At 46.8% G+C, this 19,442-nt stretch carries 14 protein-coding genes; 9 read left to right on the top strand and 5 right to left on the bottom strand.

Features of this window, described 5'->3' with window-relative positions:
• Positions 1 to 64 precede the first annotated feature (64 nt).
• A complete protein-coding gene (locus BUA34_RS12435) occupies positions 65 to 2,494 on the top strand; it encodes an HD domain-containing phosphohydrolase (RefSeq protein ID WP_072830084.1) in 2,430 nt (809 codons plus the stop codon).
• Here the strand turns inward: BUA34_RS12435 and BUA34_RS12440 are convergent.
• Together BUA34_RS12440 and BUA34_RS12445 are read right to left on the bottom strand one after the other, a co-directional pair.
• Entirely contained in the window at positions 2,465 to 3,535 is a 1,071-nt protein-coding gene (locus BUA34_RS12440) for an SDR family oxidoreductase (RefSeq protein ID WP_072830086.1), read from the bottom strand. The two genes, BUA34_RS12435 and BUA34_RS12440, sit on opposite strands and share 30 nt — an antisense overlap.
• A complete protein-coding gene (locus tag BUA34_RS12445; protein WP_072830088.1) occupies positions 3,502 to 4,074 on the bottom strand; it encodes an NUDIX hydrolase in 573 nt (190 codons plus the stop codon). Before BUA34_RS12445 ends, BUA34_RS12440 begins: the two co-directional genes overlap by 34 nt.
• Positions 4,075 to 4,307: 233 nt before the next feature.
• Here BUA34_RS12445 and BUA34_RS12450 point away from each other — a divergent pair, with 233 nt between their 5' ends.
• Genes BUA34_RS12450 through BUA34_RS12465 form a run of 4 tightly spaced genes read left to right on the top strand, consistent with a single transcriptional unit; the run spans position 4,308 to position 7,842 of the window.
• On the top strand, positions 4,308 to 5,123 hold the full coding sequence (locus tag BUA34_RS12450; RefSeq protein WP_072830090.1) for a TIGR02147 family protein: 816 nt from the start codon (positions 4,308 to 4,310) through the stop codon (positions 5,121 to 5,123).
• A 12-nt stretch (positions 5,124 to 5,135) separates the two neighbouring features.
• Positions 5,136 to 6,023, top strand: a complete 888-nt coding sequence (locus tag BUA34_RS12455) for a hypothetical protein (RefSeq protein ID WP_072830092.1) — start codon at positions 5,136 to 5,138, stop codon at positions 6,021 to 6,023.
• A 17-nt stretch (positions 6,024 to 6,040) separates the two neighbouring features.
• Positions 6,041 to 6,958 (top strand): hypothetical protein, encoded by a 918-nt coding sequence (locus tag BUA34_RS12460; RefSeq protein ID WP_072830094.1) that lies wholly within the window; start codon positions 6,041 to 6,043, stop codon positions 6,956 to 6,958.
• Between the two features lie 11 nt (positions 6,959 to 6,969).
• A complete protein-coding gene (locus tag BUA34_RS12465) occupies positions 6,970 to 7,842 on the top strand; it encodes a hypothetical protein (protein WP_072830096.1) in 873 nt (290 codons plus the stop codon).
• 138 nt (positions 7,843 to 7,980) lie between these two features.
• On the opposite strand, the gene BUA34_RS12470 is transcribed toward BUA34_RS12465, so the two are convergent.
• Entirely contained in the window at positions 7,981 to 9,297 is a 1,317-nt protein-coding gene (locus BUA34_RS12470; RefSeq protein WP_072830098.1) for a polysaccharide deacetylase family protein, read from the bottom strand.
• A 315-nt stretch (positions 9,298 to 9,612) separates the two neighbouring features.
• Here BUA34_RS12470 and BUA34_RS12475 point away from each other — a divergent pair, with 315 nt between their 5' ends.
• Genes BUA34_RS12475 through BUA34_RS12485 form a run of 3 tightly spaced genes read left to right on the top strand, consistent with a single transcriptional unit; the run spans position 9,613 to position 11,994 of the window.
• Positions 9,613 to 9,933 (top strand): GIY-YIG nuclease family protein, encoded by a 321-nt coding sequence (locus tag BUA34_RS12475; protein WP_072830100.1) that lies wholly within the window; start codon positions 9,613 to 9,615, stop codon positions 9,931 to 9,933.
• 30 nt (positions 9,934 to 9,963) lie between these two features.
• Positions 9,964 to 11,190 carry a Rossmann-fold NAD(P)-binding domain-containing protein gene (locus tag BUA34_RS12480; protein WP_072830102.1) on the top strand — a complete coding sequence of 409 codons (1,227 nt, stop codon included), beginning with the start codon at positions 9,964 to 9,966 and terminating at the stop codon, positions 11,188 to 11,190.
• An 18-nt stretch (positions 11,191 to 11,208) separates the two neighbouring features.
• The gene (locus BUA34_RS12485) at positions 11,209 to 11,994 is read left to right on the top strand and encodes a hypothetical protein (protein ID WP_254794466.1); all 786 of its coding nucleotides are present in this window, start codon (positions 11,209 to 11,211) and stop codon (positions 11,992 to 11,994) included.
• A gap of 31 nt (positions 11,995 to 12,025) precedes the next feature.
• Here the strand turns inward: BUA34_RS12485 and BUA34_RS12490 are convergent, their stop codons facing one another.
• Positions 12,026 to 13,411: an MATE family efflux transporter gene (locus BUA34_RS12490; RefSeq protein WP_072830106.1), complete on the bottom strand. Its 1,386-nt coding sequence runs from the start codon at positions 13,409 to 13,411 to the stop codon at positions 12,026 to 12,028.
• A gap of 84 nt (positions 13,412 to 13,495) precedes the next feature.
• Complete coding sequence (locus tag BUA34_RS12495) at positions 13,496 to 14,374, bottom strand: GGDEF domain-containing protein (protein WP_072830108.1); 879 nt, start codon at positions 14,372 to 14,374, stop codon at positions 13,496 to 13,498.
• 342 nt (positions 14,375 to 14,716) lie between these two features.
• On the opposite strand from BUA34_RS12495, the gene BUA34_RS12500 reads away from it, so the two are divergent.
• Entirely contained in the window at positions 14,717 to 19,432 is a 4,716-nt protein-coding gene (locus tag BUA34_RS12500) for a fibro-slime domain-containing protein (RefSeq protein WP_072830110.1), read from the top strand.
• Positions 19,433 to 19,442 lie beyond the last annotated feature (10 nt).

Here is a 19,442-nt window from a genome sequence, read left to right on the forward strand (position 1 = left end):
GCAATACGGGCGAAAAAAGATTAGTTTTCTATTAGGTCGACCTAATAATGTCTGGGAGCGCATTATGGAAAATGGAAGTCTAATCACGTTTATCGCGTTGTCGATTATTGTTGTCGTTGCATCGCTATATGTGGGACTGGTTTCTTTGAAATCCAAAAAGAGCGACTTGAAGTGGATTACTGCTAGTGCGTGCTTTGGAGCCTTGTCGGTTGTCTTTTGTATTTGCCGAATCTTTTCCGATGAGAGTGGAGCGTTTATAACGCTATCGTCATTTAGCTTTACCAGCATTGCCGCTTCGATATATTTCTTTATGCTGTTCGTAAACGTTTACGCCCACATGGCTCGCGTTTATTGGATTCAACTTTTGCTTCGGTTTTTCTTAGTCGCGTTGCTTTTCGATGTGGTAATTTGGATTGTGAATCCGTTTTGTGGGTGGGCTTTGGGCTGCGAACCGAGTTCGGGTATTGCATTTTTTCAATCGGCTCACGAAGGTGCCCTTTATTATTACCATTTGATTTTGGCTCATTTGATATTCCTCTTTTCGATGGGAATGTTGTTCTATCGTTTCGTAAAAGCTCCGAAGGTTTTCAGAAAGCGTTATCAGGGCATAATTGTCTCGGTGCTGTTTTTTATTTTGCTGAATTTTTTACTCAAAAGATTTATTGAACTCGAGTATTCAATTCATTTTTACTGTTTGCTTCCGATAAGCGCGTATTGGTCTAGCCGGTATGCGGTAATGGATATCTTGAATTATTTTAAAGATAACGTGTTTGAAACAATAGAACAGGGAATTGTTCTGTTTGATTTTAAAGGTGCGTTGATTTTCCATAATGTCAGGTCAGAAAAACTTCTGGCCGGTATTTCGTTCGATGAGTTCCTGTCTCAAGATTTTTTTGTAAAATCCTGCAATGTTGAAATTCCTGATTCCAAGGATGTTTATTTTGCGCAATGCTACATTGACATAGATAATAAAATAAAACCGATGCGCATTGATTTTCACAGAATTAAAGACGGAAAAGGTCGTGGACTTGCAAATTTATTTGTTATCTCGGATCCTGCAGTGAAAACGGACTTGTTGACGGGGTTTAGCAGTTGGGATAGCTTCAAGAACTTTGCCGAGAAAGATTCCTTTGCAACGAAGTTACCTTTGACCATGATTGTTTGTGACTTGAACAACCTTTCTAGTTTGAATAACTCCAAAGGACGCGATGTGGGAGACCGCTTGTTGCGCAATTTGGCAGTGACTCTCAAGAATAATTTTCCGCAAGGTTCTTATTTTGTTCGTGGGGAAGATGCAAAACTTGTGGTGCTTGCGCCACGTATGAGTTTGAACTCTGTCGAACAAATTATGGCTCAAGTGAAACGCTCCATTAATTGCAAGTTACAGTATGCAGTTGATGAACTTTCAGCGAATAATTCTGATTTTGTTGTCGTTATAGAATCAGCCACGCAGACACTGAACCAGAAAAAACTGTTGGATAAAGGTTCTGCCCGTTCCGAACTTTTAACGTCGCTCGAAAAGGCTTTACAAGAATGTGATAGCGATACCGAGGCTCATGTTCATCGTACCCAGCGCATGGGGGCTGCTCTCGGAAAACGTATTGGACTTACCGATAAACAACAAAGTAGTCTTTCGCTCCTGTGCTTACTGCATGATATTGGTAAAATCGGTGTGCCGCTAGATATCTTGAATAAACCAGGAAAACTGACCGATGAAGAATGGAACTATATTAAAACCCACGTGCATAAGGGCTACCAAATTGCAAAGAGTTCCAAGGGCCTGAACGAAATTGCCGATATGATTTTGCACCATCATGAACGTTGGGATGGCAAGGGTTATCCGGATGGACTCAAGGAAGATGAAATTCCGCTGTTGTCAAGAATCATAAGCGTTGTCGATGCTTTCGATGCGATGGTAAGTAACCGTTCTTACAGGGCCGCAAAGTCTGTTGACGAGGCCGTTGCCGAGCTGGAACGTTGTTCAGGAACGCAATTCGATCCTTATCTGGTCAAGGAATTTGTACCGATATGTCGTGACATGGTCGGAAATGTTGTTCCCGACGAAGAAAAACTTAAAACTCCGGTGGATACGATTGTCGAAAAAACAAAAACACTGGTGCCTGACCACAGTGGCAGACATAATGTGCACAAAGTCGAATATAGCCGCTATGTGCTGAATTCGCGCAACGTTATCATAGATGTTGATGATAAATTTGAAAAAATTACGGGCTATTCTAGAGATGATATCAAGGAAAAAACGATGGAACAGCAGGATTTGGTTCCGGAAGAAGACCTGACGGAATACCTGTGTTTTGTATCGGAAACCTTGGCGAATAATCCTATAGCGTATTGTACGCATCGCGTTAAACGTAAGGACGGGACTATCATTAATGTTATTTGTGTTGGCAAGGTGGTGTACGATTCCGCAAGCCACGAAACGCGTTCTGAAATACTAATGTCGAATCTACAGGGGGTCAATCCCGTTGACGAGTAAATTTGTAATCGCTTCGTCGCTGCCCATTTTGCTTTTGTCTTTAATATTACGTCCAAAAGTCTTGTGCCAGTCGAAACTGTCGGGCACGAGCCAATCGAAAACAGGCCACGGCTTGATGAACCCTGGCGGCAATAGCTTGTAAAGCTTGCTCGAATTGATACTGATGTCGCCGACGCGCGGGGGCATGGGGCCGCCTTCGATTCGCGGCACGCCATGGAGAAGTTCTGCGGGGTAGCCGCCAACGGCATTCACGATTTGCCCGACGTTGTAAAGCGAAATGCGACGCGGCCCGCCGCAGTTGTAAATGCCTGCGGGAAATTTATGTTCAAGAATGTATTGCACGGTGCGGCAAAGGTCCGGGCCCGAAAGCGGGTTGCGAAATTCGTCCGTGAACAAGGTTGCCGGGCGACCGGGGCGGAACCGGTACGTAATCCAGTCAATGGCGCCGGCGCATCCGCCGGGCGCATAGTCCATCGGGAGCGGCACGCGCAAAATCACGGCATCGGGCTTGATGGCAGAAATCGCATCTTCAGCTTCTGCCTGGTGCTTGCCGTAATTGTGGATGGGGTCTTTCGGGTCGGTTTCGACGTAAGGGCGGTTTGGCTTTGTCTTTTCGTCGCCACTAAAGACCATGTCGGCGGAAATGCGGATGAGCGTTGCTTTGTAGCGGGCAGCGAATGTGGCGGCATCGACTCCTTGGCTGTAGTTCAAAAGGCGGCTGCGGGCTGGGTCGCATTCACAGGCTTTCAGCGCGCAGTTTCCGCTGGCGTCGATGACTGTGCCAAAGTGAAAACGCTCGAAAAGTTCGCCCAAGCGTTCCGTTTCTTCGGCGTCGATTCCGTAAACGTTGTCTCCAAAAACGCAAGGGTGTTTGATAGGGCGAACGCCGATAACGCCCGGCGCATTTGATGCTTTGGAAGGCGCATTCCCGGAAACGGTCACGCTGCCGTACAGTTTGTTGAAATGCCTAAAAAGCGCAAAGCCGGGAACGCCTTTCAGCCCGAGAATTAAGATCGGGAGGCGGATTGCGATAATTTCCACTTGAAGTAGCCTGCGATTTGAAGCGGGTGATTGAACGTACCGTCGGCAACTTTTGCCTGGAATTCCTCGTCTGTGTAGAGGAAAGTTTCGATATCTTCGGTATCATCAAAGTTTGTTTTGCCAAGGCGTTCCACGCCGTCGATAAACACCACATGGAATTTTCCACGATGCCTATCTGGATTCACCGGAAAAGAATCAAGATACATTGTCACCCCGGTCTTAGTGCCGGGGGCGCCTTTTACCCCGTACCCGCATTCTTCCTGTAACTCGCGGATTGCAGCCTTTTCTGGCGTTTCGCCTTTGTCAATAATCCCGGCAGGGAACTCAAGCGCAATCTTTCCCGTTCCGTGGCGATACTGTTCCGTCATGACCCACTTGCCTTCTGTGGTGCGAGCAAGAATTAAAACCCAGTCGGGTTGCCATAACGTATAAAAATCATCGATGACCTTGCCGTTCGGCAGTTCGCACGTTTCCTTTGCGACCTTCAGCCACGGCGCATCCACCAAAAATTCCGAATTTAACAGTTTCCACGGTTTCATACTCCAAATTTAGAAAAAAGCGTTGTCACCCCGCACTTGTTGCGGGGGCGCCTTACTCGGTTCCAATCTCACCTCTGATTCATCTGTATTCACTAGTGATTCATTAAATTTTAAAAATTTTCGAAATTTGCAGAATTTGCGAATTTCTGCTAAAAATCGAAATCTTTGTATCATTTTATCTATTGCAGGGCTATGTCGAATGAGGTATATTTGTGCCTGTAAGGAGGTCAAACATGAAACCGATAACAGAATATCAAGATTACCGAAAGTATATGCTTGATTATTTTGACTGGCGCAAAAGAACATCCGTGTTTTCTTGGCGCGAGTTTTCGAAACAGGCGGGGTTCTCTTCGCCATCGTATTTGAAACTAGTATGCGATGGGAAAAGTTCCCTGAGTCGCGTGGGTGTGCTGCAAGTGGCTGCCGCTATGGAATTGAGTGAATTTGAGTGTGAATATTTCAAGCACATGGTCGATTTCACGAATGCAAAAGACGATGACAAGAAAAAAATTGCCTTCCGCAAAATGGAAGAACTTGCGAACGAGCAGCATGCGCGTGTCTTGAATGCCGATGCGTTCGACTATTACGAATCTGCGGTGAATTCTATTGTTCGTGAACTTGCTCCGCTCATGCCGGGGGCGCTCCCAGGTGATCTTGCCAAAAAGATTAAGCACAATTTTACGGCTCAGGAAATCCGCGACTCGCTAAAACTTTTGGTGAAGTTGAATTTTCTAAAGACTAAAGGCGAAAATATTTACGAGCAGACGAATAAAGTAATTACTGGTTCTTGCGATTCCCTTGCACTTGCGCTTCGCTCCATGAACCGCCAGATGATTGATCTCGCTCGTGAAGCCATTGATAAAATTGATCCTGCCGAACGTAATGTTTCGGGTGTGACTGTTGGCGTCAATGCGGATGCTCTTAAGCGCATTACGGATGCTGTCAACGCTTGCCGCAAGCAAGTTGTTGACATTGCTAGCGAATGTAATAAAATCGATCAAGTCTATCGCTTGAATTTACAACTTTTCCCGCTTTCGGAAAAAGTGTAAGGAGGAAACATTATGAATATGAAAAAAATCATTCCGCTTTCGCTTGTTGCGTTGAGTGTCGTGGGGGCGTTAAGCGGTTGTTCTGAAAATCACGTTGCTGGTGCCGACATCCAGGATAATTCTATTTCGGATAAAAATGCCTATGATTCAAAGGCTATTCTGAAAAAAATGATATCCCGAGTGAAAGAACGTAAGTCTGAGGCTCCTATAGCAATTGTCTCTGATGTGGCTACTACACAAGTTTCGAACGATACTGCTTTTGTTGTAAATGTTTTGAAAAATGAGCTTGTTGAAGATTCTGTTACGGCTCAAGAAACATTTGATAACGTTGTTGATTCTTTGAAAAATAGCGGTGTATTTGTGAAAACGCCGGCTGTTGGAAATTTTGGGGATACAGTTCCTTACTTTAATGTGTTTTCTGGTGTATATCGCGATGAAAATAATGTTGTTCATGGCCCCATTGAACTGCTTGAAATGCATTTGAAACATAGATATGTCCTATGTGATTTAGCGCGTCTCGACAAGAGTTTGCTTGCTAAAACTGGACATTATGAATTGAATGTGCAGGCTGTAGAAGTGCCAACGGATGGCCTCCAGGCGCCAAGCCCCGCGAACGAGTACCGCGTAAAGAAATCTTTGATTATTTATGATTCTTCAATAGTGGAACAATTTGAAAATGATTGTTCTCTTGAAAATGGTTCCTTTGCGTATAGTGATTCTACCGCAACGTGCGCGTTTTCTGTTACACCAACCGAAGGCGATGTCGCTTATACGGACCCCTATTGGGAAAAATATGTATCGCAGGTTATAAACCGTTGTGTGGTTCCTGCTGATTCTTTAGACCTTTTAGAGCTTGATCTTTTTGATAATTCCGATAATTCGGAAGAGTCGGAACAATAATGTGAGGAGGAAACATTATGAATAACAAAAAAATCATACCACTTACGTTTGCTACGCTGAGTGTCGCGGGTGCGCTAAGTGCGTGTTCTGATACTGCCGTTGTCGGCGCTGATGTTCAGGGCAATTCGGTGGCTTTGAGTTCAAGCTCTGTTACTGAACCGGGCTCGTCAAATTCTCTAAATGGAATTCCGTATCTAAATGAAGAAGGAGCTTTGGCCGCTTTAAGAAGTGTAGGTAAAGGAACCGCAGTGACTTTTAGTCATGTGGCTGGTGAGTCTAGTTATCAAACGGATTCGGTTACGGCTCATGAATCTTTTGATAGGGCTGTTCAGACAATCCTTGATGTCGATCCAACTGTGCATCTTATTGATGAAGAACTTGTCGGTTATGATGCTTGGTATGGTATACATAAAATGAATCGTACAACCTACGTGGTAATGAAGGACGAGGAAGGTTTGGTTCATGGAGATATTCGTTTTAGTAAAGGTAGTATGGTTTTCCTTGAACGTGAAATAGACGTTGGCTGTGGAATTCCATATGTTGAAAAAAAAGACGGGAGCATTGTGCAAATGAGTTTCGAAGATTGCATAAATTCTGATGATTGCGATTTCAGTGGGGGATTTGGAACTCATTATGAAGTCTTTTTTAACGACAAATCGCATCCTTTCCATAAAGAACTTACTGCTATAAAATATTTGGTTACGATTGATTCTACTATCAAAGAGGAATTCGAAAAGGATTGCGCTCTCGAAAATGGTGTACTTGAATCTAATGATGATATCCAACAGGTTTGTTTAGTCAAGGCTGAATTGAAGGATGGTGTTGAAACTTACACAGATCCTTATTGGAAAAAGTATGCTACGTATATGATAGAACGTTGCGTATTAGCTCGAGACTTCGAGGAACTTATTAGCCTCCCTAAAAACTTTATGTAAAGGAGATGTTTATGAATATCAAAAAAATCATTCCGTTTTCGTTTGTTGCGCTGAGTGTCGCGGGTGCGTTATGTGCGTGTTCTGATACTGCCGTTGTCGGTGCTGATGTGCAGGGCAATTCGGTGGCTTTGAGCTCAAGCTCTGTTGTTGAACCGGGCTCGTCAAATTCTCTAAATGAATGGCGCTTCAAACGAGAAGAGACTCTGGCGGCACTTAGAAGTGTTAGAACAGGAACTGCGGTGACTTATAGTCATGTAGCAGGAGATGCCGATTATCAAACGGATACTGTGACGGCCCATGAATCTTTTGATAGGATTGTTCAATCAATTCTTGATTTCAATCCTTCTATACGTTATACTGAAAAGAGTTTTTCGGGGCTGTTGGATTCTGCAACCTACGTGGCAATGAAAGATGAGGAAGGTTTAGTTCATGGAGAAATTATATTTGAAGGTGGTGAACATGCGACTGAAAATCAAATAGAAGTTAAATGTGGAATTTCGTACGCTGTGGATGATGATGGAAATATCGTGCAACTTTTGACTGGCGACGAATGGTTAAAATATCATGGTTCCTTTGGGCCTATGTATGAAATTCATTTCAATTGGAAATCGCATCCAAATTATATTCCGAATAAAGCTGTTAAATATATGCTATCGGTAGATTCTACTACCAGAGAAGAATTCAGAAAAGATTGTGCTCTCGAAAATGGTGAGCTTTCTCACGATGACGATCTTCAAGTGGTATGTCTTGTTGAGGCTGAATTGAAGGATGGTGTTGAAACATACACAGATCCTTATTGGAAAAAGTACGCTAAGCATATTGTTGAAAGTTGTGTGTCAAGTCGAAAATTCGAAGACTTGTTTGCTGCAGACTTGTTTGAATGAGGTGGATTAATCCCATAGCTCCTTGAATAGAAAAACTCCCGCTCGGTTGAGCGGGAGCTATTCATGTTTACCCTATCAATAAACAAGAAGCCCGCTCCAATCGGAGCGGGCTTTCCCTAAACCACAAATTTTTTAGAACTACTTGATGTTTACGGCCTTGGCCTGGTTGCCGATTTTCACGACATACATGCCCTTGGCGCCTGTGTAGACCTTTTGCACGAAGCCGATGCCCTTCGTGGTGCGGACAACGTTACCGAGGCTGTTGAATACGGTAATGTTCAAGCCCTGTGCGCCCTGAACGGTGATATAGCCGCTTGCGTCTACGTATGCAGCGAGGTGGCGATCGTCAAATGCTTGCATCGGGAGTGCGCTTGTGCCGCTGGAACTTGATTCTTCAACCTTGCTAGAAGAACTTGCAGGCGGTTCAGAGCTGGAGCTAGATTCCGGCTTCGGAGCTTCACCGCCAGAAATCACGATGTCGCCTGCGTTCGGAACTGCGTCGAAGTAAACGTATCCACCGTCAATCTTGGATTCGAGCTTTGCATCGCCCTGTTTGACTTCGGCCTTGGAACCGTCATACTTCACACGGATGGAAAGCGGATAGTCGTATTTGGAAATATTGTCGGCGATGTTATGGGTGAGCTTGACGGTAATGTTTCCACCGCTGCTGCTTGCTTCGACCTTGGATGCTTTGCGTTCTTTGAGGTACATAGCGACATGGCCCATCGGGGCAACCCAGATGTCCTTATCGTTCTGCTGGGCCCACTTGAGGGCGCCATCGATGGCGTTGATATCCGTCGGCGAGTAGTTGGCGTTGCCGTTTTGCTTGCCCTGGAAACCATGGGTGAGGAATGCGGCCCAGCCGTTGCTCTGGATGACTTTCTGCATTCTGCCGGTAAAGTCGTTCGTGCTCTTGAGCTGGCCTTCGGCACCGGTCATAGTGGCAGGGACCTGGGCCCAGTTGGAGGGACCGTCCTTGCCCATTTCGTCGTTCATGCCCTTCCAGCTACCGTTGCAGATACGGCCCACGATGTAGTTCTGCTTGACTGCGCTTTCGTTAGGCACGTTGCAGTTCGGGTAGGCGACCGTGATGATGCCGTATTTCTGCTTGATTTTGCCTTCGATGGCCTTTTTTGAAGAGGCTTCTTCGCCACTCATGTTATTGCCGTGGCTATTGCTGTGGCTTGCGATTTCGTGCCCTTCGTCGGCCAGGCCCTGGAATCCGCTCCAGTTGGGGTTCCAGTTCACCACCACGTTGAAGGTAGCCTTGTAGCCATACTTCTTGAACATCGGACCAGCATCGGTCACGTGGCTCGGAGCACCATCGTCAAATGTGAAGGAAGCGGCGCCCTTGCGGAAGCCCGACCAGGTTGCAATTTCGGCATCCTGAGCGAAAGCAGAGCCTGCCGCAAACATTCCAACTGTAATCGCAGCGATAGAAATTTTGTTATTCATTATCCACACCTTTGAGAGTATATTATGTAACTCTAATCTAAGATTATCCATTTTAAATGGGCTTTGTAAATTTTCTTTTTGTTGTATAGTAGTGCAACAGCAGGCTTTGTCATTCCCGGCTTGACCGGGAATCTCCTCTTGTAGCGTTTTTGCATTGTCATTCCCCACTTGACCGGGAATCTCCTCTTGTAGCGTTTTTGCATTGTCATTCCCCACTTGATGGGGAATCTCCTTCTTGTAACATTTATTTATCAATAAATCTTGATCAATTTCTCTGAAAAAAGCGTGTTAAATAAGTAGGCATTAGGAGAAACAATGAATAATAACTATTACGTTTACATATTGACGAATAAATACAAGACTGTTTTTTATACTGGTGTAACTAATGATTTGCATAGAAGAACTCTTGAACATAAAATGAAATTAAATGAAGGATTTTCTGAAAAATATAATGCTGATTGCCTTGCTTACTATGAACTTTTTTTCAATATTACAGATGCAATAAAGCGAGAAGAACGGCTGAAACGATGGAATCGCAAGTGGAAGATGGAATTAATTGAAACGTTTAATCCTCAGTGGAAAGACTTGTTCGTAGAAATAGGAGATGCCTGCTCTGAGGCAGGCATGACAATGTAAATAGTTGTTCTAATAGCTATATTTCTCTCTATGGATTTGCAGTCGATTCTTTCCTCCGTTCTTGACGAAGTCTACGAAAAAAACGAATATCCGGCATTAGCCGCGCTCGAAGCCGAATGGTCCGAAACGCGCCCTTTCGAAGGGCTCCGTGTGTTGGTGGCGACCCCGATTTACCGCAATACGATGACTCAGTATCGCGCTCTTTTGGCGGGTGGGGCATCGCTTTTGGTCGGTTTTTCGGGTATGAACGATCCCGATGTTGTCGATTTTTTGAAAGATTGGGGCATTCCCGTCGTGACTCCGGCAGAAATGCTCGAAGCGGAGTCCCGTGGTGAATTTGTGGACTTGGTGCTCGACTGTGCGGGGCCTTTTGCCGTGCTCCACCCGAAAATTGGCTTTGTGGAACTCACCCGTTCGGGCGTACAGTATTATAAAGATGCCGAAAAACCGGTTTTTGTCGCCGATAGCGGCATCGTCAAGCGAATCGAGACGTCTTTAGGCACCGGTGATGGCTATTTCAGGGCGCTCGAAAAACTCGGTTTTGCTGGCGAAAATGTGTCCGGAGCTGGTTTCGAAGGGAAAAAATTAGTTGTTTTTGGCAGCGGTAAGGTTGGTTCGGGGATTGCCCTCCAGGGCGTGCGTCGCGGTTGTGCTGTTTCCGTCGTGACGGACCTGAATCGTGGACAATCCTCCGCCGCGCCTCTCGAAAAAACAGCTTCTTCCGCAACTCCCGAAACAATGCCCGCAGGTGATTTTTCGGCGGTTTTAGAGCAAAATGGTGTCAATGTGGTCGATTGCCATGACTATGCGACCGTCTCCGCGCTGATTGAAAAGGCTGACTTTGTGGTGACTGCAACGGGCATAAAAGATGCTCTTGCCGCCCCGGAACTTCAAAAATCGCTCCTTTCGACATCGGCTGTTCTTGCGAATATGGGCGTCGAAGATGAATACGGTGAAGCTGTTCCCGTCGAAAAGGTGCTCAATGCCAAAGGTCCTTTGAATTTTATTCTCGAAGAACCGACGCATCTCAAGTATATCGATACATCGCTTGCGCTCCATGCGGCCCTTGCCGAACGCTTGGTGCAGGAGGCTGCCGGCAGTACCCAAAGCGGTTCGGATTGCGCGGCTATTGATGAAGGTCTTCGTTTCCCTCCGCAAGAAATTGAACAGCGCTTGCTTACCATTGCCATTCAAAATGGTGTTATCGGCCCTGAAATTTGCAGCATGCTTGGCGGCATCCCCACAGAAATGGACTAAAATATGACCCCCGAGAACATGAAAAAGGTCGTAGACCTCTGCAATCAAGTTTCGAACATCACCTACGAGAATTTGACGAAAATCATCCGTCTGGAACAGACGGGGAGCGCGACAGGTGCGCGCAAACTCGACGATAGCGACCAGAATGATATCGATTCCTGGATGGGCGGGGGCACTTGCTTTAGCATGACGTGGCACATGTACCAAACACTCACGGACATGGGCTTCAAGCCGCGTCTTGTCATGGGGCACAAGCGCAAGGAACGTAACATCCACTGCGCGCTTATCCTCCCGGACCCAGATGCCCCAGACACCGTTCCGGGGTCACCACTCACGTTTAATTCCGAATTTTTGCTCGATCCCGGTTACTTGATTTTCGACCCGCTCCCGATGCCCCTCCCGCAGCCGTTTGGCACTGGCGAAGCCTTTTTCCCGTTTTCCCCGAACTGCGTGCGTCTCGTGCGTCCGACCATGGAATCCATGGAACTTTGGACGGGTGGCGCAGGCGCGCCCATGAAGCTTCGCTTCGAGTACCCTGTCGAAGGCGTCTCTGTTGAAGAATTCAAGCTCCACTGGAACGAAAGCTTCTATCGCGAAATGATGACCTACCCGGTCTTGAATCGCCTCGACCGCGAAAAGGGCGTGCAGTATTACTATCAAAAAGGCAATCTCGTCGTCCGTGATGCTACAGGCTCGAAAATGACGAAAATCGAGCCCGCCGACCGCGTCCAAACCCTCAGCGACATCTTCAAGCTCTCCCCGGACATCATCGAAAGAGCGCTGAAAATCCTAGAAAAAAGATAAGAGTTATGATGGGCGATGTGCCCTGATTAACTTACTTCAACTTTTTCAGTTCGTGCATCATCATTGCCATGCCGATGATGGCTGCACCTGTATCGGCAATGGGCTGTGCCAAGAACACACCTTTCAATTCAAAGTAGTGCGGTAAAACGAGCAGGAACGGAATCAAGAGAATCACCTGACGGCACGCGTTCAAGAACATAGCTCTGAGCGCCTTTCCTGTTCCCTGGAAAAAGTTTCCCGACACCATGCCAAAAGGAATCATGAAGAATGCTGCGGTGAAAATTCTCATCGCCCAAGCGGAAACTTGTTGCAATTCGAGATCGTTCGGGGCGAACGGGGCAACGAATGCTTCTGCTTTCCACATCACGGCGGCCCAGCAAATGAACATGAACGCGCCTGCATAAATAAACGAGAACTTGAGCGTTTCGCGAACGCGGCCATTGAGCCTAGCGCCGTAATTGTAGCCGATAATCGGTTGCGTTCCGTGGACAAATCCCAAGAGCGGAAGCACTATAATCGAAACAACGCTGTTAATGATGCCGAATGCCGAAATCGCCAAATCGCCACCCGAGAGAACTCCGGTCGGCTTGATGCTGATGTTTCCGTAAGTCGTGAGGCTCCAGGCGAGAATTGCGTTCATAAGGCTGTTGCAAATCTGCATTACCGAAGGCGGCAATCCCAAAATGTAAATCTTGCGGACGTAGGCGGCATGCAGTTTCATGTGGCGCCAGCGAATCTTGATGGGCGAAGACTTTTTTACGAAGAACTGCGTAATCAGGCTGCTTGCGACCAACTGCGAACAGATGGTTGCCCAGGCGGCGCCTTCGATACCCCAGTGGAACTTCATGATGAACAGCCAGTCCAAAATAATGTTGGTCACGGCGCCTGCGATTTCGCGGAACATGGCGGTTTTGGGGTGACCCATCGAACGGATAAAGTGGTTCATGCCGGGCGCGATTGTCTGGAATACGGCTCCGCACAGCAAAATGCGCATGTAGCTTTCGGCAACGGGGAGGGTCTGCTCGCTCGCTCCGAAAAGCTTGAGGAGCGGAGTCATGAAAACCTCGCCAAATGTAAAAGCGAGAATCGCCATGATAATCAGGAGCGAGAACGAATTGTTTAAAATGATGCTCGCCTGGATGTATTTCTTTTGCCCAAGGCGAATGGCAAAAAGCGTATTGCCGCCCACGCCCACCATCATTGAAAGCGCCATGATGAAAAGGCAGATTGGGAAGCAGAGCGTAATGCCTGCAATGCCCAAACTTCCGACGCCCTGGCCAACAAAGAATCGGTCTACAATATTATAGAGCGCGTTCACACACATGCTTATGATGGCGGGAACTGAAAACTGCAAGACAAGCTTCGGGATGCTTGCTGTGCCAAAAGAATTTAGGCGTTCGGAGTAAAATTCACTCATCGCGCCCAAATATAGCAAAAGGCGAGTGTAGCGCCAATACTTGTATTGGCATTACCGAGCCGAGCTATATTTTTACCTTTTTCGCTAGGGCGCAGCCACCTGGTTTTTCCCGCAGTTCTTGGCTACATACAGCAATTTGTCGCTTTGGGCGATAAGTTCGGTGATTTGAGTCACGTCGGCACCCTTCTGCGATGCAAGCCCAAGGGAAATCGTCACCGGGATAATCGTATCCATCCATGAGAAAATGTGGCGCTCGATGGTAAAACGCAATTTTTCGGCGCGCTTCTTGGCATCTTCTGGAGAAATATCGCTCATGAGCAGCAAAAATTCTTCTCCGCCGTAGCGGGCGAGCAGGTCGGAATCACGCTTTTCGTCGTTCAGCAACCGGGCCACTTCTTTTAAAATGAGGTCCCCGCATTGGTGCCCCCAAGTGTCGTTCACGTGCTTGAAGTTGTCTACATCGATCATCACGACATGGACAAACGTGTCGTTGCGGCGTGCAAATACAAGTTCTCCGGCCGAACGGTCCATGAATGCTTGGCGGTTCAAAATGCCTGTCAGCGAATCCATGGTCGCTGCTTCGTAGAGCTCACGGCTAAAAGCTTCTTCGCTCGGGTCCTTGTAGGCAACCTTTAAAACCATCTTGCCAATCTGAAGCCTGTTGTCGGAGTCGAGAATTTGCTTGTGGATGAAGTTCCCGTCGACGAACGTTCCATTTGTGCTGCCAAGGTCTTCGACCGTGACATTCTGTCCGTCAAACGAAAGGGAACAGTGCTTGCGGCTTACCAGTTCGTCTTCGAAACGAATGTCGGCATCTTGCCCGCGTCCGAGAATCACGGTCCCCTTTTCGAGAGGTATTTGTGCAAACGCGCTTTGCGGGTACAGAACTATTAAATGTGGATGAATGACCATCGGGTTAAACATGATGGTGTTGTCTTTATTGATGATGGTTTCATCTTCCATAATAATCCCTCGCGTTAGCGCTATCCCTATTTAAAATATAGAAGTAGTTTTAAGATTGGTTTGAAATAGTTTGAACTTTGAACTTCGAATTATCCATATAATACAGGCATGATACGCCTTGTTTTGTAAGTAGATTTTTACAATGTTTAAACAAATTTTCAAAACGTAAGTTTTGTGTTGAAAAGGTGTGAATAAAAGCACGGATTGGCTTACATAAATTTTTTTTCACATATCTTTACTAGAAAAAATTTCCTTTTTTCAATTAAAAAAGTAGATTTCATGCGGTGTAGTATATCAAGGAGGGTTTCTTCTTGATGTTCTGCGTGGTCAGAGAGAACCAAAATGGATAGAAATACAATGAAGAACACAATGAAATCCTTAAAATTATGGGTATTGGGCTGTGTTATGCTCTTTGCCGGTGCGCAAAGTGCGTCGGCTGCTCTTTCGGGGTGTGAGGGCACTGTTTATTTTAAACTGCCTGACGGCTGGAAAACTGCTTATGCTGTTGGCGGTGGTCAAAAAGCTAAATTTACCGAGAGTACCTATACAGGCTGGTTACAAATTTCCACCGCCAGCATTGGTGCTCCGAATGCACCAACAACTTTTTTCATCGAAGAGACTGGGGCAAACGACTGCAATAGCGGCCATTGCGCTACAAAGAGCGCTATTAATGTCAAGTACACGCAGTTTACTGAAACTGGTGTGAATGCGAATGGATTTACCTGCAAGGATTTTGGATCAAAAACCAACGAACTTTGGATCCAGCCGAGCTTCGAAGATGCAAATAAGCCATTAGTCCAGGGTGAACCGCCTGACGTCAAGTATTTCTATGTCTTCTTGCCGGATGATAAGGTTTGGAAGAGCTCTGTGCCGATGATTAGCGAAAACGGCAAAGATAAAGAAATGGATATCGATGCCGATAACTGCGGTTGGTATTACAGACGCTACGTGAATGAAGCGCTCCCAACTGAAGTCTATATCCATAGAGATGATGACGAAACGTTGCAGTATGCCATCGGTATGCAAGGTGAAGGTGCTGAAACGCTTGAAAAGATTGACTTGGACGGTTTGTTTAATGGTGTTTTCAATAGCGAACCGGGCTATAGTGGCGCATTGTTCTTTGTTGCTGACCAGAAGAAGGCTGCTGAACTTCCCAGCATAATGTCTGGGTGGTATGTTGAAAGACCGGCTATCAATGGTAGCTGCTCCTATAACCTTGCTGCTCGTATTTATGACTCCGATGCTAAGTTGCATCCGGCATTCTCTTGCTATAGTGGTCCTGGTGATGGCCCGGCTAATGACGGTTGCCAGAAAGTAGACCAAACGAATGCTGCTGCTGGTGCAAATCCGACTGTCGCTCTTAAGGCTATTTATGACTGTATCGGTGTGACTCCGGGCATTGTGGAATCGACTCTTGACCGCGCCACTAAGAAGCCGAAGCTTACAGCTGCTGGTAAAAGGTGCTTTATTGATGAGAAGTATTTCAACATGCTCTTCAATTACACTCCTGGTGTGAACGAAGTGACTTGCTTTGATATGCCGTTTACCCGTGCTGACGATGGCAAGTGGGAATTTGACTCTGACTTCTATACAAGCCCTGGTCTTGAAACCCCTGTTCAGGGTGGTTTCTACCCGGTTGAAGCTACCGATGAAAAGAAACTCAAGGATGCTGACTCTACGCAGCAAGCTGCTCCGTTAGCTCGTACAAAGCGTACTGCAGAAGGCCCTGTGTTCTATGGTCCGAATCTTCGTGAACTTCACCCGACTGAAAAGATTCCGATGATTGACGTGATTTGCAATGGCCCGGGTTGGAAGGGCGGTCATAAGTGCGATGGTCTCTTCGCTGATGGCGATGGCACCGAAGCCTTCTATACTGGCCTTAGCCCGGCTAACACTGGTGCTTGCGTCTTTGGTTGGAGCTGCCCGGATAAGGCTCCTGCAAATTGGGCATTCTTTGTGGATGGAACTGAAACTTCTGCTGCTTCGGGTAGCCCGCGTTGGAAGTCCGAAGAAGGCGGTAAGGGCAATGCCGGTCGTAACCAGCATTTCTGCTTCGAATCCCATGCTGAATTCCGCTTCAAGAAGGGACTCAAGTTCAGCTTCCGTGGTGACGATGACATTTGGGTTTATATTGATAACAAGCTTGCTGTGGACCTTGGTGGTACTCACCTTGCTGCTCCGGGCTATGTGGACTTGGATACGTTTATGCCCGAAGGCAAGCCGGATTCCACCTATGATATCGATATCTTCTTCTGCGACCGTCGTACTACGATGAGTAACGTCCGTATCAAGACGAACATGTTCATTGAACAGACCGTGGGTATTAAGGCCGAAGGTCACCAGAATAGCAACGAAGACTATAGGCTGACTGGTGGTAACAACAAGTTCAAGCTGAAGTATTCTCAGTCTGGTGGTGGTAGCTGCGCTGCCGCAAGAGGTACTGCAGTCGTGTTGGAAGGCAAACAGATTACGGATGCAGGCTATAAGATTACTTATACGCTCACCACTGATAAGAGTGGTTCTGACCCGACCAAGACGATTATTTCTGCAGAAGAATTCGAAGCTAATCCGGTTCAGTTAGATGGCATCATCGATGTCACAGAACCGGGTGAACCGATGATTAACGAAATCAAGTTGAAGAAGAGACTTACTCCGGATACGTACTATCTGCGCATTACGATTGGTACTGATGTCTATATTATGTCCTGGGAAATTAAGGGTAGCGTTGCTGTTGCTAACCGTGATGCCGTTATTGTTGACGCAACTGGTTACAAGAGCCCGGTGATGCCGTTCAAGGGTTCTGCAATGGCTACAAATGCTGCCGATGTTACGGTTGACCAGCTTATCCCGCTCTACATTGCTCCGATTACGGATCCGTGTGGTGGTACACCTTCTGCTACTTGCACCCAGCCGATCCAGTTGAGCGCTGCTGTTGGTTCTGAATATTCCTTGGATGTTAAGGACGCTGCAGGCAATGCTTCTACTCTGGTTACCTTCTACAAGTTGGAAAACGGACAACTTTCAATGGTTGACCCGGTCAAGTACAATCGTAAGATTGGTGCCGGTGGTGTTGATACCCTTTATGCAACTATCCCGTTCAACCAGTTCACGACATCTCAAAATGAGACTGTGGTCATCAGTGTAAAGGATAGTCCTTATAAGGCTACGCTCTCGTTCTTCGTGCCGACGATTGCGTTCGTTGAATCTGAAACGTCTTTGACTGTTAAGACTTCGGAACCGGATAACGTAACTCACTTGAAGTCCGAAGAAGTTGACTTCTACTTGATCGCTCTTGACCCGACTAAGAATAACTCTCCGTGCGGTGATGCTTGCAACTTTAAGGTGACTGCTGGTTCTGAACTCTCTAAGGGCTTGGAAATCCTTTATGGTCCTGATTCCACCGTTCACGTTGTGAATGGTCGTGCAACGGTTACCGTCAAGTCTTCTATGGTTTATGAATTGCCGACTTCTTCTGCAACTCTCCATGTGAAGGGCCCGAGTGCTACTATGATGCAGGCTAAGGTTGTCAACTTGCAGTTTATTGAACCGCCGGTTCCGACACCGCTCTTGGCCGATATCTTCGACGTCCATGGCGAACTTCCGGCTTCTTCGATGAACATCCCGGCTGAATACTTCAGCATGCAGACGGAATACCTCGATGGTATTGGTGACTCCCTTGCTATTTACTACTACCGTCCGTTTATCAACCACGAAGACTCCCTCCCGAATAAGATTGCAGTCTTCTGGGATGAAGATGAAAAGGATTCTGTGGTCTTTGAAAAGGCTGAAATTAAGGCTGGTACTGTTTGCGGTGCTGCTGCATCTCTGCCTGATTCTCTCTGCTTGCCGCGAATCACTCTCGGTGGCAAGAAGCTCTCCAAGAATGTGAAGACCTCTGGTAAGGGTAAGCTCAAGTCTTGGGCTACTTACACGGCTCGCGGTACTGTTGTGACGAACTTCTACTCTTGCGCAATTTATGACCGTATTGCCCCGATCATTGTCTCTGCAAGAGCTATGACCGAAACTATGGGCGGTGTTGACTTGGCTAAGCTCAAGATTGAATTCTCTGAACCTGTTCAGAAGACGACCGAAGGCGATGCTAAGGGTGATGCAGTTCTTTCCTTCTACATTAACAATGGAAAGCAGCCGCAGTTTACCGAATATATACCGCTGAACCCGGGTTCTTCGATTCCGCCTTCTACGAACTCGAACACTATGAATTTGCTTTACAGCGCAAATGGCTTGTTCCCGCAGTCTGGTGACTATATCCACTTCGGTAGCATTGCAGGTGTGGGCCTCTTTACGGACCAGTCTGACTATGCAACTTATCCTGGTGGCGATACTCTCCGTCCGGCTGATGATGCTACTTATGGTTGGAACATTGCTCCGGGCTATAATGCAAGTGGTCGTCTCCCGTCTCCGTGGGTATTGATCTCTGGTGATGTGAGTGCCTACGCTGTCAGAATCATTCCGTCCGCAATGGGTGGCATTCCGAGAACTCCGGCTGAAGCCGCTAACCTTGATGCGTTCGACATCTTTACCTACGACGCAAACAAGGATGACGACAACTTCAGAGCAGACATCCTTGCTGGTCAGGGCGAATTTGAAAAGTATGGCTTTATTCCGCATGGCTGGTATGTCAAGACCGATATGGGTGCCATGATCGAATCCAAGGAAGATTTTGTCAACTCCAACAAGAAGAACGTGTTCTTTGATTACGAACTCAGCTTCTTCACGAACTTGGGCTCTCATGTGGCAACAAAGAAGGGCCGCATCTTCTGCGATGACGACAAGAACTTTGAAGTCAACCAGAAGTACTACTTCGGTGGTGCAGGTCACAACTGCGTTGAAACCCGTAGGAACTTCTACATCGTGTGGAACATGAAGTCCGACAAGAACCGCCTCGTTGGTTCTGGCGCCTTCATCACCAAGCTCAAGACTTACGTCCAGCTTGATAACCACGGTAAGAAGAACAAGTTCGACAAGACCGAAATGTGGGGCGTCCGCCATAACGCAAAGACGATTGGCAGCTTCCCGGTCTACAAGGCCAATCCGTAATAGAGATCTT

Source organism: Fibrobacter sp. UWB12, assembly GCF_900142485.1.
Classification (GTDB): Bacteria; Fibrobacterota; Fibrobacteria; order Fibrobacterales; family Fibrobacteraceae; genus Fibrobacter.

Excerpts from the sequence above, each read along its gene's own strand:
- BUA34_RS12490 (WP_072830106.1), bottom strand. The coding sequence starts at position 13,411 with ATGAGTGAATTTTACTCCGAACGCCTAAATTCTTTTGGCACAGCAAGC.
- BUA34_RS12470 (WP_072830098.1), bottom strand. The coding sequence starts at position 9,297 with ATGAATAACAAAATTTCTATCGCTGCGATTACAGTTGGAATGTTTGCG.
- BUA34_RS12500 (WP_072830110.1), top strand. The coding sequence starts at position 14,717 with ATGGATAGAAATACAATGAAGAACACAATGAAATCCTTAAAATTATGG.
- BUA34_RS12475 (WP_072830100.1), top strand. The coding sequence starts at position 9,613 with ATGAATAATAACTATTACGTTTACATATTGACGAATAAATACAAGACT.
- BUA34_RS12450 (WP_072830090.1), top strand. The coding sequence starts at position 4,308 with ATGAAACCGATAACAGAATATCAAGATTACCGAAAGTATATGCTTGAT.
- BUA34_RS12435 (WP_072830084.1), top strand. The coding sequence starts at position 65 with ATGGAAAATGGAAGTCTAATCACGTTTATCGCGTTGTCGATTATTGTT.
- BUA34_RS12460 (WP_072830094.1), top strand. The coding sequence starts at position 6,041 with ATGAATAACAAAAAAATCATACCACTTACGTTTGCTACGCTGAGTGTC.
- BUA34_RS12465 (WP_072830096.1), top strand. The coding sequence starts at position 6,970 with ATGAATATCAAAAAAATCATTCCGTTTTCGTTTGTTGCGCTGAGTGTC.
- BUA34_RS12480 (WP_072830102.1), top strand. The coding sequence starts at position 9,964 with ATGGATTTGCAGTCGATTCTTTCCTCCGTTCTTGACGAAGTCTACGAA.
- BUA34_RS12455 (WP_072830092.1), top strand. The coding sequence starts at position 5,136 with ATGAATATGAAAAAAATCATTCCGCTTTCGCTTGTTGCGTTGAGTGTC.
- BUA34_RS12495 (WP_072830108.1), bottom strand. The coding sequence starts at position 14,374 with ATGGAAGATGAAACCATCATCAATAAAGACAACACCATCATGTTTAAC.
- BUA34_RS12485 (WP_254794466.1), top strand. The coding sequence starts at position 11,209 with ATGAAAAAGGTCGTAGACCTCTGCAATCAAGTTTCGAACATCACCTAC.
- BUA34_RS12445 (WP_072830088.1), bottom strand. The coding sequence starts at position 4,074 with ATGAAACCGTGGAAACTGTTAAATTCGGAATTTTTGGTGGATGCGCCG.